Origin of the sequence: Pseudooceanicola lipolyticus (assembly GCF_002786325.1) — a bacterium.
GTDB lineage: Bacteria > Pseudomonadota > Alphaproteobacteria > Rhodobacterales > Rhodobacteraceae > Pseudooceanicola_C > Pseudooceanicola_C lipolyticus.
In genome coordinates this window covers 35,245-51,697 of record NZ_PGTB01000007.1, presented here as the reverse complement: position 1 = coordinate 51,697, position 16,453 = coordinate 35,245, and the positions used below count along the sequence as shown (strand labels likewise).

Here is a 16,453-nt window from a genome sequence, read left to right as displayed (position 1 = left end):
TTCGGCGGCCACGGCCCCTCCGGCACCACCGGATATAGGGTGTCGCCTTGTCGGAGGCGGTGGCCTCGCCACGCCCCACCGATTGGCAAAATCGGCCGGCGGAGGGGGCGGCAATGCCTCTGACCTGCCTATCCCCTGCTCCGCATCGGCGTCGCGCCCTGCTCCAAGCGGTGGTGAATTCAGGCGGCGAAGATCGCCGGCGGCGGGGCGAGCGCTTGCGCCGCGTGGGCCGCGAGGTGTCTGGCAAGCTGTGCAGGCTCGGCTGCCTCCGGCCCAAAGACATGCGCAAGGGTCGTATGGGCCTGGTCCGTCACCCGCGGCAGGCCAAGGTCCGCATGCAGCCCGTTTACCGCCTCGACGCCGGCCGAAAGATCGCCCTCCAAGAGGATTAGCGCGTGCACAAGAACGCGGCGCCGCCCCCCGCTGGCGGGGCGGATACGCTGCGCGGTGCCGACGAGCTTCCGCCCCGCCACCGAGAGGTTCCAGGCGCCGTCGCAGAAGCTGTCCGGCGTGGCGCCGGTGGCGAGGCTGCGGCCGAAGGGGCCAAGCGCGTGGCGGATGACATCGGTGACCAGGTGGTAGCCCGCTTCGATGCCAAATTCGGGCCCAGCGGTGAAAGCCAGCGCGAGGTTCAGCACCCCCGGCCCCTGCGGCACGGCTCCTCCGCCGGTTGGCCGCAAATGCAGCGGCCAGTTCCGCGCGGCCGTGGTCCGCGCGGCGGCGTCAAAGCCGCGCTTGCGTCGAAAGGCCGCCGGACAAACCAGCGCCCGAGCTTGCGCCATCCAGAGCCGCACCGGCGGGCCGGTGCCGTCGAAAGCCTCCGCCTCCAACGCCAGACCCTCGGCCACCGTCGGCACCACCCGCAGTGCAGTGCTCATGCCCGTATCGCCTCGATTTCTTCGCAGATCGCCGTCAGCAAGTCGCCCGCCGGGGCGCCGTCAAGCGCGCGGTGATCGAAGGTCAGCGACAGGCCGACATGGGGGCGCAGCGCGATCCCGCTGTCCGGCGCGCGCACGGCGCGGTCGGTCACGCGGCCGATGCCGAGAATGCAGATTTGCGGCGCGTTGATGATAGGTGTGAAATGCTCGACCCGCGTCAGCCCAAGGTTCGAGACGGTGAAGGTGCCACCGGTCATCTCGGTCACGCTCAGCTTGTTGGCCTTCGCCCGCCTGGCCAGGTCCTGCCGGGCAGCGCGCAGCGCGCTCACCCCCATCTTCTCGGCGCCGAAAATCGCCGGGGCCACCAGCAGATTGCCCGGCAGCGCGATGGCGACCGACAGATCGACCGCCTCCGACAGCTTGACCTCGCGCCCCTCGACCCGGCCATTGGCATCGGGCACCGACCGGAGCGCTCGCACCACGGCCAGCATCAGCAGATCTTCGACCGAGACCTTCGTCCCGGCCTCCGCCAGCCGCGCCTTTTCGGCCAGGAGCGCCGAGGCATCGGCGCTGCCGTGATGGGTCAGCTGCGCCGCCGTTTGCAGGCTTTCCACCATCCGGTCGGCGATCATGCCGCGCACGCCTTTCAGCGGAACGATCTTGGCCGCGCCGCTCATTCGATCCGCCCGATGACCGCGCCCTTGGCGACGACCGCGTCAGCCTCTTCGGTGATCCTGACGCTGCCAGCGGCCGGGGCGTGCACCTCGTATTGCACCTTGGCGGTCATGATTTCGGCCACCAGCGCGCCCTCCTCGACCGCCGCGCCGTCATCGACGAGCCAGCCGGTGATGACGCAGTCCTCGTCTTCTTCCCAGAGGTCCGTGGGGATGGTGATGTCTGTTGCCATGTGGATTGTCCTTCTCTGTTCGGGGACAGGCACCGCCTGCCCCCGGTGGGCTCCGTGAGTGGTGAGGTGGGGATCAGGCGGGCTGCATCGCCGACATGTCGCGCCACGCGGCGACGATCTTGACCGGATTCGGCAAGCAGTGCTGCTCCATCACGCGGGCGAACGGGATCGGCACGTCGGGGAAGGCAACCCGCTTGGGCGCGGCCTTCAGGACCGAGATGTCATGCTCGGTCACGCTGGCGATCACCTCGCCCGAGACGCCATAACTCTGGTAATCCTCGTCCACGACAATCAGCCGGCCGGTCTTGGCGACGCTGGCCCGGATCGTGTCGCGGTCGAGCGGCACCAGGCTGACAAGGTCCACGACCTCGGCACTGACGCCATCGGCCTCGAGTTTCTTCGCGGCCTTCAGCGCGTTGTGCACTCCCATACCGAGGCTGACAATGGTGACGTCCTTGCCCTGGCGCACGACCTTGGCCTTGCCGATCTCGAGCGTATAGCGTTCCTCGGGCACGTGCACCGTGGCGGCGGGCTCGGTGCCCAGCCAGCCCATGCCCTGCAAGCCCTTGTGGTACATGTAGACCACCGGACTGTCGTCGCGCATCGCGGCGGTCATCAACCCCTTGGCGTCATAGGCGTTGGACGGCGCCACCACCTTCATTCCCGGCAGATGCGCAAACGTGCCGTAAAGGCATTGCGAATGCTGCCCGCCGTCGGAATAGCCGCCGCCGGTCGAGGTCATCAGCACCATCGGCACCTTCAGGTTGCCGCCGGAGAAATAGATGTTCTTGGCCATCAGGTTGTAAATCGCGTCGAAACAGACGCCGAAGAAGTCCACGAACATCAGTTCCACCACCGGGCGCATCCCGTCCTGTGCGGCACCGACGGCGGCACCGATGAAGGCGGTCTCGGAGATCGGCGTGTCGCGGATACGCTCGGGGCCGAATTCCTCAAGCAGGCCGCGGGTGTTGCCATAGACGCCACCAAGGGCTGCGATGTCCTCGCCCATGACAAAGACGCTGGGGTCCAGCCGCATTTCCTGCGCCGTGGCCTCGGCCATGGCGCGGGCGATGGTCAGTTTTCTCTCGTTCGATTTGGTCATTGGTTTTCCTCCCTTCAGGCTGCAAAGACGGCGGTCAGCGCGTCTTCGGGCGCCGGTTCCGCGCTGTCGCGGGCGAACGTGATGGCCGTTTCGACGCGGGCCTCGGCCTCGCGCTCGATGGCGGCAAGCTCCGCCTCGCTGGCCGCACCATCGGCGAGCAAACGGGCGCGCATTGCAGGGATCGGGTCCTTCTCGAACAGGCCATCCTTTTCGCCTTCCGGACGATAGCCCTCGGCGTCGCCCATGAAGTGCCCGGCAAGCCGATAGGTCTCCACCTCGATCAGCGACGGGCCCTCGCCGTTTCGGGCGCGGGCGATGGCCTCGCCGGCGGCCGCGTAAATGGCGAAGGGGTCATTGCCCTCGACACGGGTGCCGGGAATGCCATAGGCCGCCGCGCGCACATCGTTGGTGGGCACCGCGGTTGCCGCGGACTTGGCCACCGAGATGCCCCAGGCGTTGTCCTCGATCACGCAGACGAAGGGCAGATTCCACACGGCGGCGAGGTTCATCGCCTCGTGCCAGCCGCCCTGGTTCACCGCGCCTTCGCCGACAAAGGCCACGGCCACGCCCGGCTTGCCCTGCATCTTGCGGCTGAGCGCGGCGCCCACGGCCGGCCCCATGCCCTGCGCGATGATACCCGAGCAGGCAAAGTTCACATCCGCATCGAACAGATGCATATGCCCGCCGCGTCCGCCGGAAAGCCCGGTTGCCTTGCCAAAGATCTCGGCCGCCATCTTGTTCAGATCCACGCCTTTGGCGATCGCCTGATGGTGGGGGCGGTGGGTGGCCGTGACCACATCCTCGGGAGTCAGGTGTGCACAGACCCCCACCGCCACCGGCTCCTGCCCGTCGGACAGGTGCATCTCGCCCGGGATCGGCCCGTTTGCCATGTTGAACGCGGGCGTCTTTCCTTCGAAATAGATCTTCGCGATGGTCTCTTCGAACCGACGGCTCGTGACCATGTTGCGATACATCCAATGCTGTTCGTCGCGTGTAGGTGCCATGAACTCCTCCCTGTCATGTGCGGCGGGATTGCCGCCTCGAACACTGGGCAGAGGGTTCATCGGGGCAGAGGTTCGGGCAATCTTCCGACGCCTGCCAAGGCGCCGCGAGAGCTTATCTGTCTCATCGTGAGTCAGGTTGAGACAGGTCGGGTTGCCGCGTGAGGCAGGGGGCCGCGCTCACCTCAATTATATTCCAAATCAAAAAACTGAACTCATAATCTGAGCCATTATCTCCGGATCGATTGGCCTGTATCTCGGATCCAAACAACACACAGGAGCTGACCAATGAAAGCCATGACCCTGAACGCCTACGGGCCTGACGCGTCCTTCGACGAAACCGATCTCCCGCGTCCGATGGCGGGCCCCGGCCAGGTCCTGGTTCGCGTCAAGGCGACCAGCGTCAACACGATCGACACGATGATCAAGAACATGGGCCGCGACCTGCCCCTGTCGCCCGCGCTGCCGGCCATTCTTGGCATGGATTTCGCCGGCATCGTGGAAGAGATCGGCGATGGCGTGACCGGCTACCAGGTAGGGGACGAGGTCTATGGCTGCGCCGGCGGTCTTGCCGACCTGCAAGGGGCGCTGGCCGAATTCATTCCCGCCGATGCCCGGCTGATCGCCCACAAGCCGAAATCGCACTCCATGCGCGAAGCCGCGGCCTTGCCGCTGGTCGGCATCACCGCCTGGGAGGGGCTGGACCGTGCCGGCGTGACCGCGGGGCAGAAGGTGCTGGTTCAGGGCGGCGCCGGCGGCGTGGGGCATATCGCCGTGCAGCTGGCGCGCCATCTCGGGGCCGAGGTCTCGGCCACCGGAACCGGTGCCGATCAGCTTGCGGTGATCGAAGGCTTCGGCGCGCGGCCGATCGACTTCAAGTCCGAAGAGATCGAGGCGTACGTGGGCAGCCACACCGGCGGCGCGGGGTTCGATGCCGTCTTCGACAGCGTCGGCGGCGCCAACCTGACCAATTCCTTCGCGGCGGCGGCGTTGAATGCGCAGGTTGTCACCACGGTCGCGCTGTCGGAAATCGACCTGTCCCCGGCGCATTTCAAAGGGCTGTCGCTGCACATCGTCTTCATGCTGCTGCCGATGCTGCATGACCATGGCCGCGAGGTTCACGGCAAGATCCTTGCCGAGCTTGCGCAACTGGCTGACGCCGGTGCGGTGAAACCGCTGCTGGATCAGCCGTCCTTCACCTTTGCCAAGACCGGGCAGGCCTATGGCCGGCTGCAAAGCGGCAAAGCTATCGGCAAGGTGGTCGTGGAAATCTGATCTCTGAAAGGGGGTCCGGACCCCAATGCATCCGACCCCCTTTTCCGCGACCCGTGCACGGCCGCCAGGCCGGCCATGATCCGCGCGAAGACGCCCCTGTCGCTCCACCGCTTCCAACGGTTTTAGAGCGTCTTGTGCGCGCGGGACCGCGATATCAAAATGCTGAAAATTGTGATATTATTGCCACGCGCATGCTGAGGGGGGGAGGCAGTCGTGGCTTTGTTCATTTTCGGACCGAGCAAGTTAAGCGTCAGATCACTGAAGGACGCGAAACTTGCGATATATGGAGCCATCACCGAAGACTTGGTTTCTGACACAGGAGCAGTGCCTGTAGTACCCCCGATACCTATCCCCGATCTTGTTTCAAAACTTTTCCAAGGGAACATTGATGGTATCGCAGTCGAGGGCAAGAACGACCGCGATGCGTTGCGCGCCGTAATGCCAAACGATGTTCTTGACTACAAAATTGAACTGTCTGGCGCCTCGGCAGCTGCCCTCGATCTGGCGGCAGGCGCGCCTGACCTGACGGCAGAGGATGTGAAAGTCGCCGACACCTCCCCAGCTGCGGGTGACACCACGACCGTAACATTCGACGTCCATAACATAGGCGACGCCAACGCGGCTGGGTCCGTGGCGGGCGTTTACCTTTCGACGAATTCCATCATATCCACTGCAGACACGTTGCTGACCACAAAATCCTTTGCCAGCCATACAGCGGGAAAGTACTACAATGACGTGAGCGCGTCGGTCACTTTGCCAAACTGGGTTGTTGAAGGCCAAACCTACTACATCGGCGTCATTGCCGACTACGATGACAAGATTGCCGAAAGCAAGGAAGGCAACAACGAGAGTTCCAGCAGCAGCAACGATGGCAGCGGCGTCGCCGTAACCATACCCACAGGGTCCACGGGTTCGCCTGACCTAACGGCAGAGGATGTGAAAGTCGCCGACACCTCCCCAGCTGCGGGTGACACCACGACCGTAACATTCGACGTCCATAACATAGGCGACGCCAACGCGGCTGGGTCCGTGGCGGGCGTTTATCTTTCGACGAATTCCATCATATCCACTGCAGACACGTTGCTGACCACAAAATCCTTTGCCAGCCATACAGCGGGAAAGTACTACAATGACGTGAGCGCGTCGGTCACTTTGCCAAACTGGGTTGTTGAAGGCCAAACCTACTACATCGGCGTCATTGCCGACTACGATGACAAGATTGCCGAAAGCAAGGAAGGCAACAACGAGAGCTCCAACAGCAGCAACGATGGCAGCGGCGTCGCCGTAACCGTTGCGACACCTGTGCCGTCGAGGCTGGTCGGGACCAGGGACCCAGACAAGCTGATTGGGGATCGCTACGATAACGTGATCCTGGGCAAAGGTGGAAATGACACGCTTAGGGGTGAGGCAGGCGACGATACCCTGCTTGGCGGTGCGGGGCGCGACATTCTGAACGGCGGCAATGGCAAGGACAAAGTAATAGGCGGCTCAGGCGCCGACACCTTGGTGGGCGGCGGCGGGGCCGACCTTCTAAAGGGTGGTAAGGGGGCCGATGTGATGATCGGCGGTGCGGGGCGGGACGTGTTCGTGTTCGGCCACGCCAAGGAGAGCAATCCCAAGGCGCCAGACTTGCTGAAAAAGTTCGGGACCGGCGTGGACTTGATCGACCTGACCGCACTCGACGCCGACGACGACACCCCCGGCAATCAGGAGCTAACGTTTATCGGGCGGAACCAGTTTTCCGACAGCACAGGTGAGTTGCGCTACGTAAGGAAAGTTCAACAAGACAAGACGATCATCCTGGCCGATTTGGACGGCAATTCGGAAGCAGATTTCCGCGTTATCTTGACAGGTGCAATAGCTCTAAGTGATACCGATTTCTCGCTTTGACCATCAGAGATACTAACTTAAAAAAGCTGCCCCGTTGAAGGAGAGCGGTCTCCCCTCAATGAGTTGGGACGGCTCGGCCGCAATGGTCGTTTTTCCGGCCGATACCTTTCCGCGAAACATGTGCAGCGTCGGTTTTTCTCCATTCTTGGATTGTCGGCTTCATATGACTTGCTATCATGTCACTGAGGATTGTCAGCTGATTTGTTGTCGCGGTGTTTGGCTTTAGGGTCAGGACACATAGCCAATAGATGACGGTTGCGGCGAGTGCGATTGCCGAGAGGAAGACCTTTGGGCATCTGTCGTATCGGGTTGCCACGCGTCGCCAGTCCTTCAGTCTGCCGAACATGGTTTCGATGCGGTTGCGTCGTTTGTATCGGCGCTTGTCCACCGCCCGGCAGGGAATCGCGGCAGCAATGTCCCGAGAGGGAACTTTACAGTTTTCTTGCGCTGTTTTCGACCGGAGATACACGGGCGTATCCCTTTGTCTTTCAATGCTTCTCGGAACCAGTCGGCGTCATAGCCGCGGTCTCCGAGTAGCCAATCGACATCCGGCAGGTCGCCGTGCAATGCCCGCGCGCCGATGTCGTCGCTGACCTGACCGGCGTGACAAACAAGTTGAGCGGCCGCCCCTGTCTGTCGCAGATGGTATGCAGTTTGGTGTTCATGCCGCCCTTGGTTCGGCCCATCAGGCGTCCACGCTCCCTTTTTCGCGGCCATGCTTGTCGCGGTCCGGTGCGCCTTCAGATGCTTGCGCAGGCTCACTCGAACGCATGGCGTTCACCTACTTATGTCGATCAGGACCGTCTTCTCCTCACCGTGCGCGGCCGCCAGGCCCGCCATGATCTGCGCGAAGACGCCCTTGTCTCGCCACCGCTTCCAACGGTTGTAGAGCGTCTTGTGCGGGCCATAGGTCTCAGGCGCATCGCACCTCCGCAAGCCATTGCGGATGATGAAGATAATCCCGCTCAACACACGCCGATCATCGACGCGCGGCTTGCCGTGGGGCTTCGGAAGATGGGGCTCAAGACGCGCCATCTGCGCATCTGCCAGCCAGAAGAGATCAGACTTTGCACCGCGCGGTTTTCGAACCGTGAAGCACGCCCCTACGCGGGATTAAATAAATCCTGACCCCAGTATCGAAGTTGGCCCCATATAGTCATGGGCCAGCGACCACGCCTATCGTCTACATATCGACCTGAAGCGTTTGAAACGGTCAATTTAGCCGCTCAACAAGTCGCACCAGCCGCGACGCGTGCGCACCTCCGGTTCCACGATCGATGCTACCGCCTCCCCGGACAAAGTCAGGGCATTCTGGTGCTCCACGAGATCGCTTAACGCTTCGGTCCAGTTTTCCACCGCAAGACCGCGGACCGGGATCGCCCCCATGGCGACATGATCGCGAAGACCGTCAACTGCCGTCACCATCAATGGGCGCTGCGCTGACCTGGCTTCCAGCGCAACCAGGCCAAACGGCTCCCAGCGCGACGGCATCACGACGGCGTCACATCGCGCTATGGCATCGGCGGGATTGGCTGCGAAGCCGGGAAAGCGCACCCGATGATCCGCTGCCCCGAGTTGGTGCAGCCGTTCCGCTTCGGGTCCATCGCCGAAAATCAGCAATTCCAGGTCTTCGCCGGGGACGGAGCGAAAAGCTTGGATCAGGATGTCAAAGCCCTTCTGGCGATCAAACCGGCCGATCGCCCCGATCCGGCGGACCGGGCCAATTGGCGCCGATATTTGCCGGAACGCGCCGAGGTCCACGCAAGGTGGTATCACCGTCAACCTCTTCGCCGCGATCAGGTCCAACCGGCGCATCCAGTCGGCCTGGACCGTACTGACGGCCACAACCCGGTCGAACAGGCTGTATCCACTGCCCAGCAGGCTTCGAAACCGGCCATGCGCGGTGACATTTGCAGCGGCAAACCCTCCGCAATAGCTGTGTTCGACATGATAGATTGGCGTGCCCGGATAACTGGCGCGCAGCAGCATCAGCCCCGGCAGCCCACGCCAGGTGATGGTCAAGTGCGACACGATGAGATCGGCCTCGATCGGCTTTGCCGCGGGCCTGATGCGCGAAACCGGGATCACCTGGTGATCGGCCAAACCGGTGAGTTCGCTGCTGGTGGCGAGGAAATCGAGATAGCGCATGACACCACCGGGCTGGGTGTCGTCTATCAGATGGGCGATACGCAACATGGCATTGGTTCCTTTCATGAAATCAGGCGCGGGTTCTGCTGGCGGAAATGCGACGCAAGGCAGCAACCGGTGCCGGACCGAAGGCCGCCAACACACTGGTCGCAATCAGGGTGCTGAGCGTCTTGAGTGGTTCGCTCAGCAGCGGGTGGAGCGAACAGCGCATCGAAGCCTGAACGTTGCGCCAGGCCGATGGGACATCACCCGAACTGATTGCCCGACGCGCGAGATAACGCAACTGATAGGCGCGCGCCGCCGGCGTATGCGCCGCCATGAATTGCGGCGCGATCGGGCTAAGCTTCTCGACCATGCGCTCCCAGGTCGCAAGCTGGGTGTCGGTGCCGGCCGACAACCCTCCTGAACTGATGCGATAGCGGGTCAGCAGCCCGTCGACGCCTTCGATCTGCCAGTCGGTCGTCAGCGCCAGGCGCAGCCAGCATTCGATATCCTCGGACTGACGGAAGCTTTCATCGAACCACCAGTCCCGCTGCGTTTCGCGGGCGGGGCGCCATGCGATGTCGTCCAACGCCGCTCGGCGCATCACCGCGGCCGACCCGTTGCCAACCGGGTTGCGCAGAAACACATGCGCCGCCGTGATCCGCTTCAGGCGCGGACGCTGAGCCAGCCCGAGCGGATTGCCCGCGTCGTCGATCAGCTCAGAGCCGGAAAAGCTCAGGCCTACGACCGGGTTGGAATTCAGGTGGGCGACATGCGCCGCCAGCTTGGTCGGGCGCCACAAATCATCCGCATCACAAAAGCCGATATATTCGCCGCGCGCTTGCGCAATGCCGCTGTTGCGGGCGCCAGCCAGGCCACGGTTGGGCTGCTGTACGACCCGAATGCGTCGGTCGCCCAGACTGCGCGCAACAGCGACTGTGCGGTCCGACGAGCCATCATCGACGACGATGATCTCGAAATCGGCAAAGGTCTGGGCACATAGGCTTGCAAGGGTGTCCGCCAGGGTGGTGGCAACGTTATATGCCGGGACGACGATCGTGGCCTTGGGCATGGCTTGGTTCCTTTCAGCTTGCAAAAAGAGCGCGGTGGAGAGGTGCCGGCATTGCCGAGCCGACAACGGCCCCCAACAGCGTGAGACCGCCGCGGCGGAAGTCGGAAAAAAAGCCCCGAGGGCTGGTTGCAATGCCGGCCAGGGCAAAGCGCAACGCGTCCCGACCCGGCGCTCCGACGCGCAACGCCCGACGCGCGAGATAGCGATAATAGACCGCCTCTGCGCAGGGGTTGGTGGAAAATCCGTAATGCGCCGCGGTTGCCAGCGCCGCTTGTCGACCGGATTGCATGGCCTCCAGATCAGCGGACAATCCGGTCACGCTGGTGCGATATCGCACCAGGCATTCGTCAATCCCGCTCAGCCGGTATCCCTGCGCAATCAACCGGACCAACCATTCCAGATCCTCGTTGTGAACCATTTTGGTGTTGAACCCGCCGGTGGCGGCAAAGACGTCGCGGCGCACCACCAGGTTGGACATGGTGCACACCGGATTTTCGCCCAGCAATGCCGGCACCGTCAGATCACCGGCGCGCACGGTCGATTGCGAACGCGTCCGCGCACCGTCAAAAAACGCGATCCGGGCATAGGCGGCAGCCACCGTGCCATCGGCAAAGGCCGCGTTCATACGGTTCAACTTGTCTGCCATCCACAGATCGTCGGCATCGCAAAAAGCCAGGAGGTCACCATTTGCCTCTGTGATCGCCACATTCCGCGCCGCGCTTGGCCCCCGTTCCGGATTGTCCAATAGACGTATGCGCGGATCCTGTGCCGCCGCATCGGTCAGCAACCTTGTGGTTGCATCGGTCGAACCGTCATCGATGCACAGCATTTCCCAATCTGAAAAGCTCTGCGAACGCAGGCTATCCAGCGTATCCATCAGCGTTTCCGCCGCGTTGTAGCAGGGCATGATGATCGAAAACCGGGGCATATCAGGCGACCTTTGCAATGGGGTTGCGGAAAGCCGACGCAAGGGTCGGAACAGCTGCGCCAATCTGGGTCACAGTGGCGATGATCAGATAGCCCCAGGCCACGGCGGTAAGCCCGTGAGGGATCATCAGGACCGTGTTCGCGACCAGCGCCAGCGTGACCACGACGGTGACGACAAATTCGAATTGCGGCCGTTCCTGGCTGCGCAGCCATTGTGCCGCACCGCTCCAGATCACCGCAGGGATGGCTGCCAGGCAAAGGATCGACACCACCTCGGCGATCCCGTCCCAGCCGTCGCCGAAAAGGACAGGCACATAGTAGGGCGCAGCCAAAGCCTGAAGAACCACGATGACGGAAATCACCGCCGTGCTGAGCCCAAGCGCCCCGCGCAGGGCGCGGTCGCGGTTCTCGGCCGAACAGAGATGCGGGAACAAGGCGATCGCAAACGCCTGGGCGAAGGAATTCGCCAGGCCGAGACCGGCGTTGAACGCCATGAAATAGAGCCCCAGCACTTCCGTCCCGGCCATAGCGCCGATGACCAGCTTGTCGGCTTGCAGCCGTAGCGCCTTGACCACTTCAACGCCCAGAACCGCCCAACCATACCTGATAAAGGGGGTAACCGGGGCCAGAGCAACGCGCGGGTCCGGGCGCCAGGGATGCAAACGGCGCATGCAGACCAACCAGACCGGGGCCGCCAACAGCCGAGGCAGGACCAGGGCAAGAGGCCCCGGAAAAACGAAGGCCAGCACCGCCGACGCGGTATTGGCACTGACCACCTGACCGGCAGAGATCGCCGCAGTCTGGCGCAGCTTTCCGGCCCGCATCGCCAGCGCGCATTGCACCAGGCCGGCCGGCATGAAGAGGTATTCCCCCGCCAGGATTGCGAGTAAAACAAAATGCGTGGCTTCGCCGCTGATCCGCCAGATCACCGCGCCGATCACCAGCTGAATTGCGAACAGCCCGAGGCACCACACCCAGAAAATGCGGCTGGCTGTCCGGCAGGTCGCGTCCAGCCGGTCCGCAGGTGCGGCGATGATGCGCTGGCCTGCGCCGTTTTCAGTCAGAGACTTGAAAATATCTGCGGCGGCCAGTGCAATTGCGGCAACCCCGATGGCCGCCGCATCCATCGAACGCGCGACGGCGATGACAACCAGCAGCCGTGACGCCTTGGCAGCCATTTCCGACAGCAGATAGGCCATCAGGTGGCGAAGAAAGGGACCGATGCGATTGGTCTTGAACATGGTGGCACTTCCGAGACTGAGGGGCCTATTCCGGCTGGGTCATGCCTAAACCAGATGGCTCAGCCTGTCCGAGGCGCGCGCGGACAGTGCAAAGAAGCAACGGACTATCGGCCTATCCTGTTGGATAGGACGCCTAGCCGCGCGTGCTTGTGGACGTAGTGTCACCACTGCGTTTAGATTCGCGATCAACCAAGACGAGAAAAACCCGGAGCAGTAAATTCATGGCCCGCACCAGTGCCCGGAATGCGGCAAGCACACTGGCGATAATTGCCTTGGCCGCGTGTGGGGGCAAAACCCCCGCCAATATCGAGGCAGTGTCGCGCGGCGAGTCCTACCAGGCGCAATATAGGGATCTGGAACGCCCCGCCGCCGACAGTCCGACTTTGCGCTCGGCCCTGATGAACGCATCGCGGTGCAAACCTTACAGCGGTTCGGCGGGTGCTGGTAAGCTTCGCACCTATCTGCCCGACGCTTTGCGCGGCGAGCTGCTGTCACGCGGCGATCTGATCGATCTGCGCGTGCCCAATGACGAGACCTTCACCGGTGAGTTCGTCGTTTCTCGTGACGGGATGCTGAAGATACCGTTTCTCGACCCGATCCCGGCACAGGGCCGGCGGACCGAGCAGGTCGCGGCCGAGATCCGCCGCAAGCTTGTCGCGGGTGGCTTCTATGTCGACGAACCAGCCCTGTCTCTGCTGGTGATGGATTTTGCCCCCGTACGCATCGGGGTTTCCGGTGCCGTCTTCGATCCGCAGGCCAGCGATATCGGCGGGGTTCAGGGCGATCAGGTGGACTCGCGCCGGCAGGCCGCCTTGGGCGCCTCGACGGAAGGCCGCAACCTGTCGGTCGCGCTGCGCAGTGCCGGCGGAGTGCGCCCCGATGCGGACCTGTCCGCCGTGCGCATCACCCGGGCAGGAACCAATCATATTGTCGACCTCCGTGGCGCCGTCGACGGGCGACATTTCGATGACATCATGCTGGTGACCGGAGACGAGGTTTATGTTCCGTCACGGCAGTGTTTTCAGGACGAACTGATGACGCCGAGCCCGGTCAGTCCGCCGGGCGTATCGCTTTACATGTCGAACCTGACCCAGCCCGCGAACAACAACGCCGCGGCGGCGGTTTCGCAAGGCGTGCGCGAGGTGCCATATGGAACCCGCTATTTGCAGGCAGTGATCGACGCGAACTGTGTTGGCGGCGCCCGAGCCACCAGTGCAGACCGATCGGCAGCGCTATTCTCACGCAATCCCGTCACGGGTGTTTCCGTCGTGATCGAACGGCGCGTCGAAGAACTGCGCACCCGCGCGGATCGTGATGACTATGACCCCTATGTGCTCCCCGGAGATGCCATCGCCTGTTATGACAGCGGGGTCACCAACCTGGGAGAAATCGGGCGATTGATTGGTGTGTTCACGCTGGGCGCGTTAGTCGACTGACGGGTTCTCCAGTCGCCTCCCAAACCTGCAGAGCCAGCTTGCTGTCTTCCCAGACCGACGCGAGCGCCTGTAGGTCTTGCCGCTTGACGGACCCGTTGGCCGCTTGAGTTTCGATCCGCCCCAGCGCCCGCCGCATCGCGACCATCCCGAAAGAGCTGCACGATCCGGCGCATTTGTGCGCGGTGGAACCCAACGCTCGATCATCCGTGGCGGTTTCCGTTAACTCCTGAATGGAGGTATCAAGCTCGTTGATACATTTTCCGATCAGCCGTGCGGTCTGGGTTGCTCCAAGCGTGTCCCGCAATTCATTCAGAATATTCGTGTCCAGCAGCAAAGCCTCCTGCGCCGTGGGGCCTGGTTCCGGATGCTCCGTCCGGATTGCCACCTCATTCAGCAGCCCAAGCAAAGCTTTGCGGTCGATCGGTTTGCTGATGCAGTGTTTCATCCCCGCCGCCTTAAATCCGGCGATCTCTTCTGGCAGCGCATGGGCCGTGACCGCCACGATCGGGCTATTGGCCGAAGCGCCATTGCCCGCGCGGATGGCCCGGGCAGCCTCCTGCCCGTCCATCACGGGCATAGAGATATCCATCAAGATCACATCGAATTCCTGCGCCTGCGCCCATTCGACGCCGGCTTTGCCGTTAACGGCTTCGGTCACGGTATGACCCTCGGCTTCGATCATGGCGCGGGCAACAAATCTGTTTATTTCGTTGTCCTCGACCAGAAGAATGGACAAAGGCCGGGCGACCCCGTCGGCATCCGGGGTCTTTTTGGCAGTGTTGGTCGTATCCGACGACCCCTGCTCCTCGACGGGAAGCGGGACGCGCAGCCAGAACATGCTGCCCTCGCCCGGTTCGCTTTCGACGCCGATCTCGCCCCCCATCAGGCCGACGAAACGCTTGGAGATGCCAAGTCCCAGACCGGTTCCCCCGGCCCGCCGTGCATAAGAAGAATCCAGCGTTTCGAAATCCTTGAATATGCGTGCCAGATTTTCCGGGGCGATGCCGATCCCCGTATCGATCACCCGAAATTCGACCAGATCCTCCTGCCCCGGCAGACGCTCCACCTCGATATCGATCGTTCCCGCACGGGTAAATTTGATCGCATTGCTCACCAGATTCAGAAGCACCTGCCGCAGACGTCTGGAATCGCCGAGAACCTGTGCATCCGGTTCTCCTTGCCAAGACCAAGCGACTGAATTTCCACTTGCCGCGGCCAGGCTCATTGTCGTTTCAACCACGCCATCCAGCAGACGTGTGATATTGAAGGGCCGCGTTTCTGCCCGCTGCTTGCCTGCCTCGAATTTCGACAGGTCCAAGACATCGTTCACCAAGCCCAAAAGCAAGTGCCCTGACGACTGCATATGATCCAGCAAATCGGTTTGTCGCTCGGTCAACTTGTGGTCGCGCAGCAGGTCCATGGTGCCTAGCAACCCATTCAGCGGCGTACGCATTTCATGGCTCATCAAGGCCAGGAACTCGGCTTTGGCCTTTTCGCCCGCCAGTGCCCGGTCGCGCGCCTCGGTCAGCCCTTTCTCGGCGGCCTTGCGGTTGGAAATATCCCGGATATGCGCGACAAATACCCGTTCCCCCGCCGCTTCGGCCTTGGCCATCGAAATTTCGACAGGGAATTCGCGCCCTGCCCGATCAACGGCAATGGTTTCGACCTGACGTTGGTGAGCCTCAGGGTTCTCTGTGTCTTCTGTCGCCTTGATCAGCCTATCGAGAACTGCGCCCCGAACGCTTGGCGGTTGAAACAACTCAAGCGCCGGGCATCCGAACGTTTCGTCGCGGGAATACCCGAACAGATTTTGGGAGGCCGCGTTCATCTCAACGACGTGACCGTCGTCGTCACAAACTATGATCGCATCGGCTGCGGCTTCGACAACCGTGCGACTGCGCGTGCTTGCGCGTTGCGCAGCCAGCGCATTCTGCTCGGCAGACCGGTAAAGCCGGTTGAATGAATAAGCCAAAAGAGACAGACCGCCCAAAAGCACGGCCAACACAATGGACACACGGACCAAGCTCTGCACAACTTCCTCGCGGCGCTGATCGGAGAGCTTGGCAAAGGCCGCCAAGCCTGACAGCGAAATCTGGCGAACGTCCGCGGCGGCCTGCTTGGCAGCTGACGCCATTGCAGGAAGCGCATCGACCAGAGCCTGATCGGTACCGTCAATCTGCGACACGCTTGTAGAGAGAAAGTTTTCAATTCCTTGACGGGACTGTTCGAATTCGGGTTCGGACCTCAGCGCCTGAAACACCTCCCCACGCTGCAGCGTCTGCATTCGGCTGTAGAAGATATCGAACCGCCGCCGAACCTCGCGGAGATTTTCCGGATTCCGCAAGGCCTCGTTCACGGCCAGTTCGAATTTCAGGAACTCGACATCTGCCTGTGCCAGACTCCATTGCAGGTTGTCCGAGTTGGCAGTGCTCAATTCATCGATTTCGCGCAGCACGAGCCAAGCCATACTGGCCACTGTCCCCATGCAAAACACCAGCAAAAGGACGATTGCGGAGGTGCGCGTCCAAACGGTGCGCTGTCGCCAGTTTGATTCAGTGCCAGCCAAGCGCACCTCCCTTTAACCCGATGTCTTC

General features: G+C 62.5%; 13 protein-coding genes and 2 pseudogenes. 3 read left to right on the top strand and 12 right to left on the bottom strand.

The annotated features are described in order from the left end of the window. Positions 1 to 179: 179 nt before the first annotated feature. From CVM52_RS04570 to CVM52_RS04550, 5 genes are all read right to left on the bottom strand, one after another. The gene (locus CVM52_RS04570) at positions 180 to 878 is read right to left on the bottom strand and encodes a lipoate--protein ligase family protein (RefSeq protein ID WP_100161420.1); all 699 of its coding nucleotides are present in this window, start codon (positions 876 to 878) and stop codon (positions 180 to 182) included. Then, complete coding sequence (locus CVM52_RS04565) at positions 875 to 1,555, bottom strand: 2-oxo acid dehydrogenase subunit E2 (RefSeq protein ID WP_100161419.1); 681 nt, start codon at positions 1,553 to 1,555, stop codon at positions 875 to 877. The genes CVM52_RS04570 and CVM52_RS04565 overlap by 4 nt, the downstream gene beginning before the upstream one ends. Then, the gene (locus tag CVM52_RS04560) at positions 1,552 to 1,785 is read right to left on the bottom strand and encodes a biotin/lipoyl-containing protein (RefSeq protein ID WP_100161418.1); all 234 of its coding nucleotides are present in this window, start codon (positions 1,783 to 1,785) and stop codon (positions 1,552 to 1,554) included. The genes CVM52_RS04565 and CVM52_RS04560 overlap by 4 nt, the downstream gene beginning before the upstream one ends. 73 nt (positions 1,786 to 1,858) lie before the next feature. Next, complete coding sequence (locus CVM52_RS04555; RefSeq protein WP_100161417.1) at positions 1,859 to 2,887, bottom strand: alpha-ketoacid dehydrogenase subunit beta; 1,029 nt, start codon at positions 2,885 to 2,887, stop codon at positions 1,859 to 1,861. A gap of 14 nt (positions 2,888 to 2,901) precedes the next feature. Further along, a complete protein-coding gene (locus CVM52_RS04550) occupies positions 2,902 to 3,891 on the bottom strand; it encodes a thiamine pyrophosphate-dependent dehydrogenase E1 component subunit alpha (RefSeq protein WP_240620862.1) in 990 nt (329 codons plus the stop codon). A gap of 285 nt (positions 3,892 to 4,176) precedes the next feature. Here CVM52_RS04550 and CVM52_RS04545 point away from each other — a divergent pair, with 285 nt between their 5' ends. After that, the gene (locus CVM52_RS04545; RefSeq protein ID WP_100161415.1) at positions 4,177 to 5,163 is read left to right on the top strand and encodes a zinc-dependent alcohol dehydrogenase family protein; all 987 of its coding nucleotides are present in this window, start codon (positions 4,177 to 4,179) and stop codon (positions 5,161 to 5,163) included. Between the two features lie 41 nt (positions 5,164 to 5,204). Here the strand turns inward: CVM52_RS04545 and CVM52_RS28065 are convergent. Beyond that, positions 5,205 to 5,285 (bottom strand): annotated as a pseudogene (locus tag CVM52_RS28065) (IS5/IS1182 family transposase); the annotation flags it as partial. 91 nt (positions 5,286 to 5,376) lie between these two features. On the opposite strand from CVM52_RS28065, the gene CVM52_RS04535 reads away from it, so the two are divergent. Beyond that, positions 5,377 to 7,053, top strand: a complete 1,677-nt coding sequence (locus CVM52_RS04535; protein ID WP_133119787.1) for a CARDB domain-containing protein — start codon at positions 5,377 to 5,379, stop codon at positions 7,051 to 7,053. 238 nt (positions 7,054 to 7,291) lie between these two features. Here CVM52_RS04535 and CVM52_RS04530 read toward each other — a convergent pair. The 5 genes and pseudogenes from CVM52_RS04530 to CVM52_RS04510 all read right to left on the bottom strand — a co-directional run. Continuing rightward, positions 7,292 to 8,088: pseudogene (locus CVM52_RS04530) on the bottom strand (IS5 family transposase); the annotation flags it as partial. Positions 8,089 to 8,271: 183 nt separating this feature from the next. Beyond that, complete coding sequence (locus tag CVM52_RS04525; protein ID WP_100161444.1) at positions 8,272 to 9,249, bottom strand: glycosyltransferase; 978 nt, start codon at positions 9,247 to 9,249, stop codon at positions 8,272 to 8,274. A gap of 22 nt (positions 9,250 to 9,271) precedes the next feature. Further along, positions 9,272 to 10,321: a glycosyltransferase family 2 protein gene (locus CVM52_RS04520; RefSeq protein ID WP_370741356.1), complete on the bottom strand. Its 1,050-nt coding sequence runs from the start codon at positions 10,319 to 10,321 to the stop codon at positions 9,272 to 9,274. Beyond that, positions 10,269 to 11,183, bottom strand: a complete 915-nt coding sequence (locus CVM52_RS04515; RefSeq protein ID WP_100161412.1) for a glycosyltransferase family 2 protein — start codon at positions 11,181 to 11,183, stop codon at positions 10,269 to 10,271. The genes CVM52_RS04520 and CVM52_RS04515 overlap by 53 nt, the downstream gene beginning before the upstream one ends. Position 11,184: 1 nt before the next feature. Beyond that, complete coding sequence (locus CVM52_RS04510; RefSeq protein WP_100161411.1) at positions 11,185 to 12,423, bottom strand: oligosaccharide flippase family protein; 1,239 nt, start codon at positions 12,421 to 12,423, stop codon at positions 11,185 to 11,187. Positions 12,424 to 12,644: 221 nt separating this feature from the next. Between CVM52_RS04510 and CVM52_RS04505 the strand changes: the two genes are divergently transcribed. Next, on the top strand, positions 12,645 to 13,859 hold the full coding sequence (locus CVM52_RS04505; protein ID WP_100161410.1) for a polysaccharide biosynthesis/export family protein: 1,215 nt from the start codon (positions 12,645 to 12,647) through the stop codon (positions 13,857 to 13,859). Here the strand turns inward: CVM52_RS04505 and CVM52_RS04500 are convergent. Beyond that, positions 13,834 to 16,425 carry a hybrid sensor histidine kinase/response regulator gene (locus CVM52_RS04500; protein ID WP_133119786.1) on the bottom strand — a complete coding sequence of 864 codons (2,592 nt, stop codon included), beginning with the start codon at positions 16,423 to 16,425 and terminating at the stop codon, positions 13,834 to 13,836. The genes CVM52_RS04505 and CVM52_RS04500 overlap by 26 nt on opposite strands. Between the last annotated feature and the right edge of the window lie 28 nt (positions 16,426 to 16,453).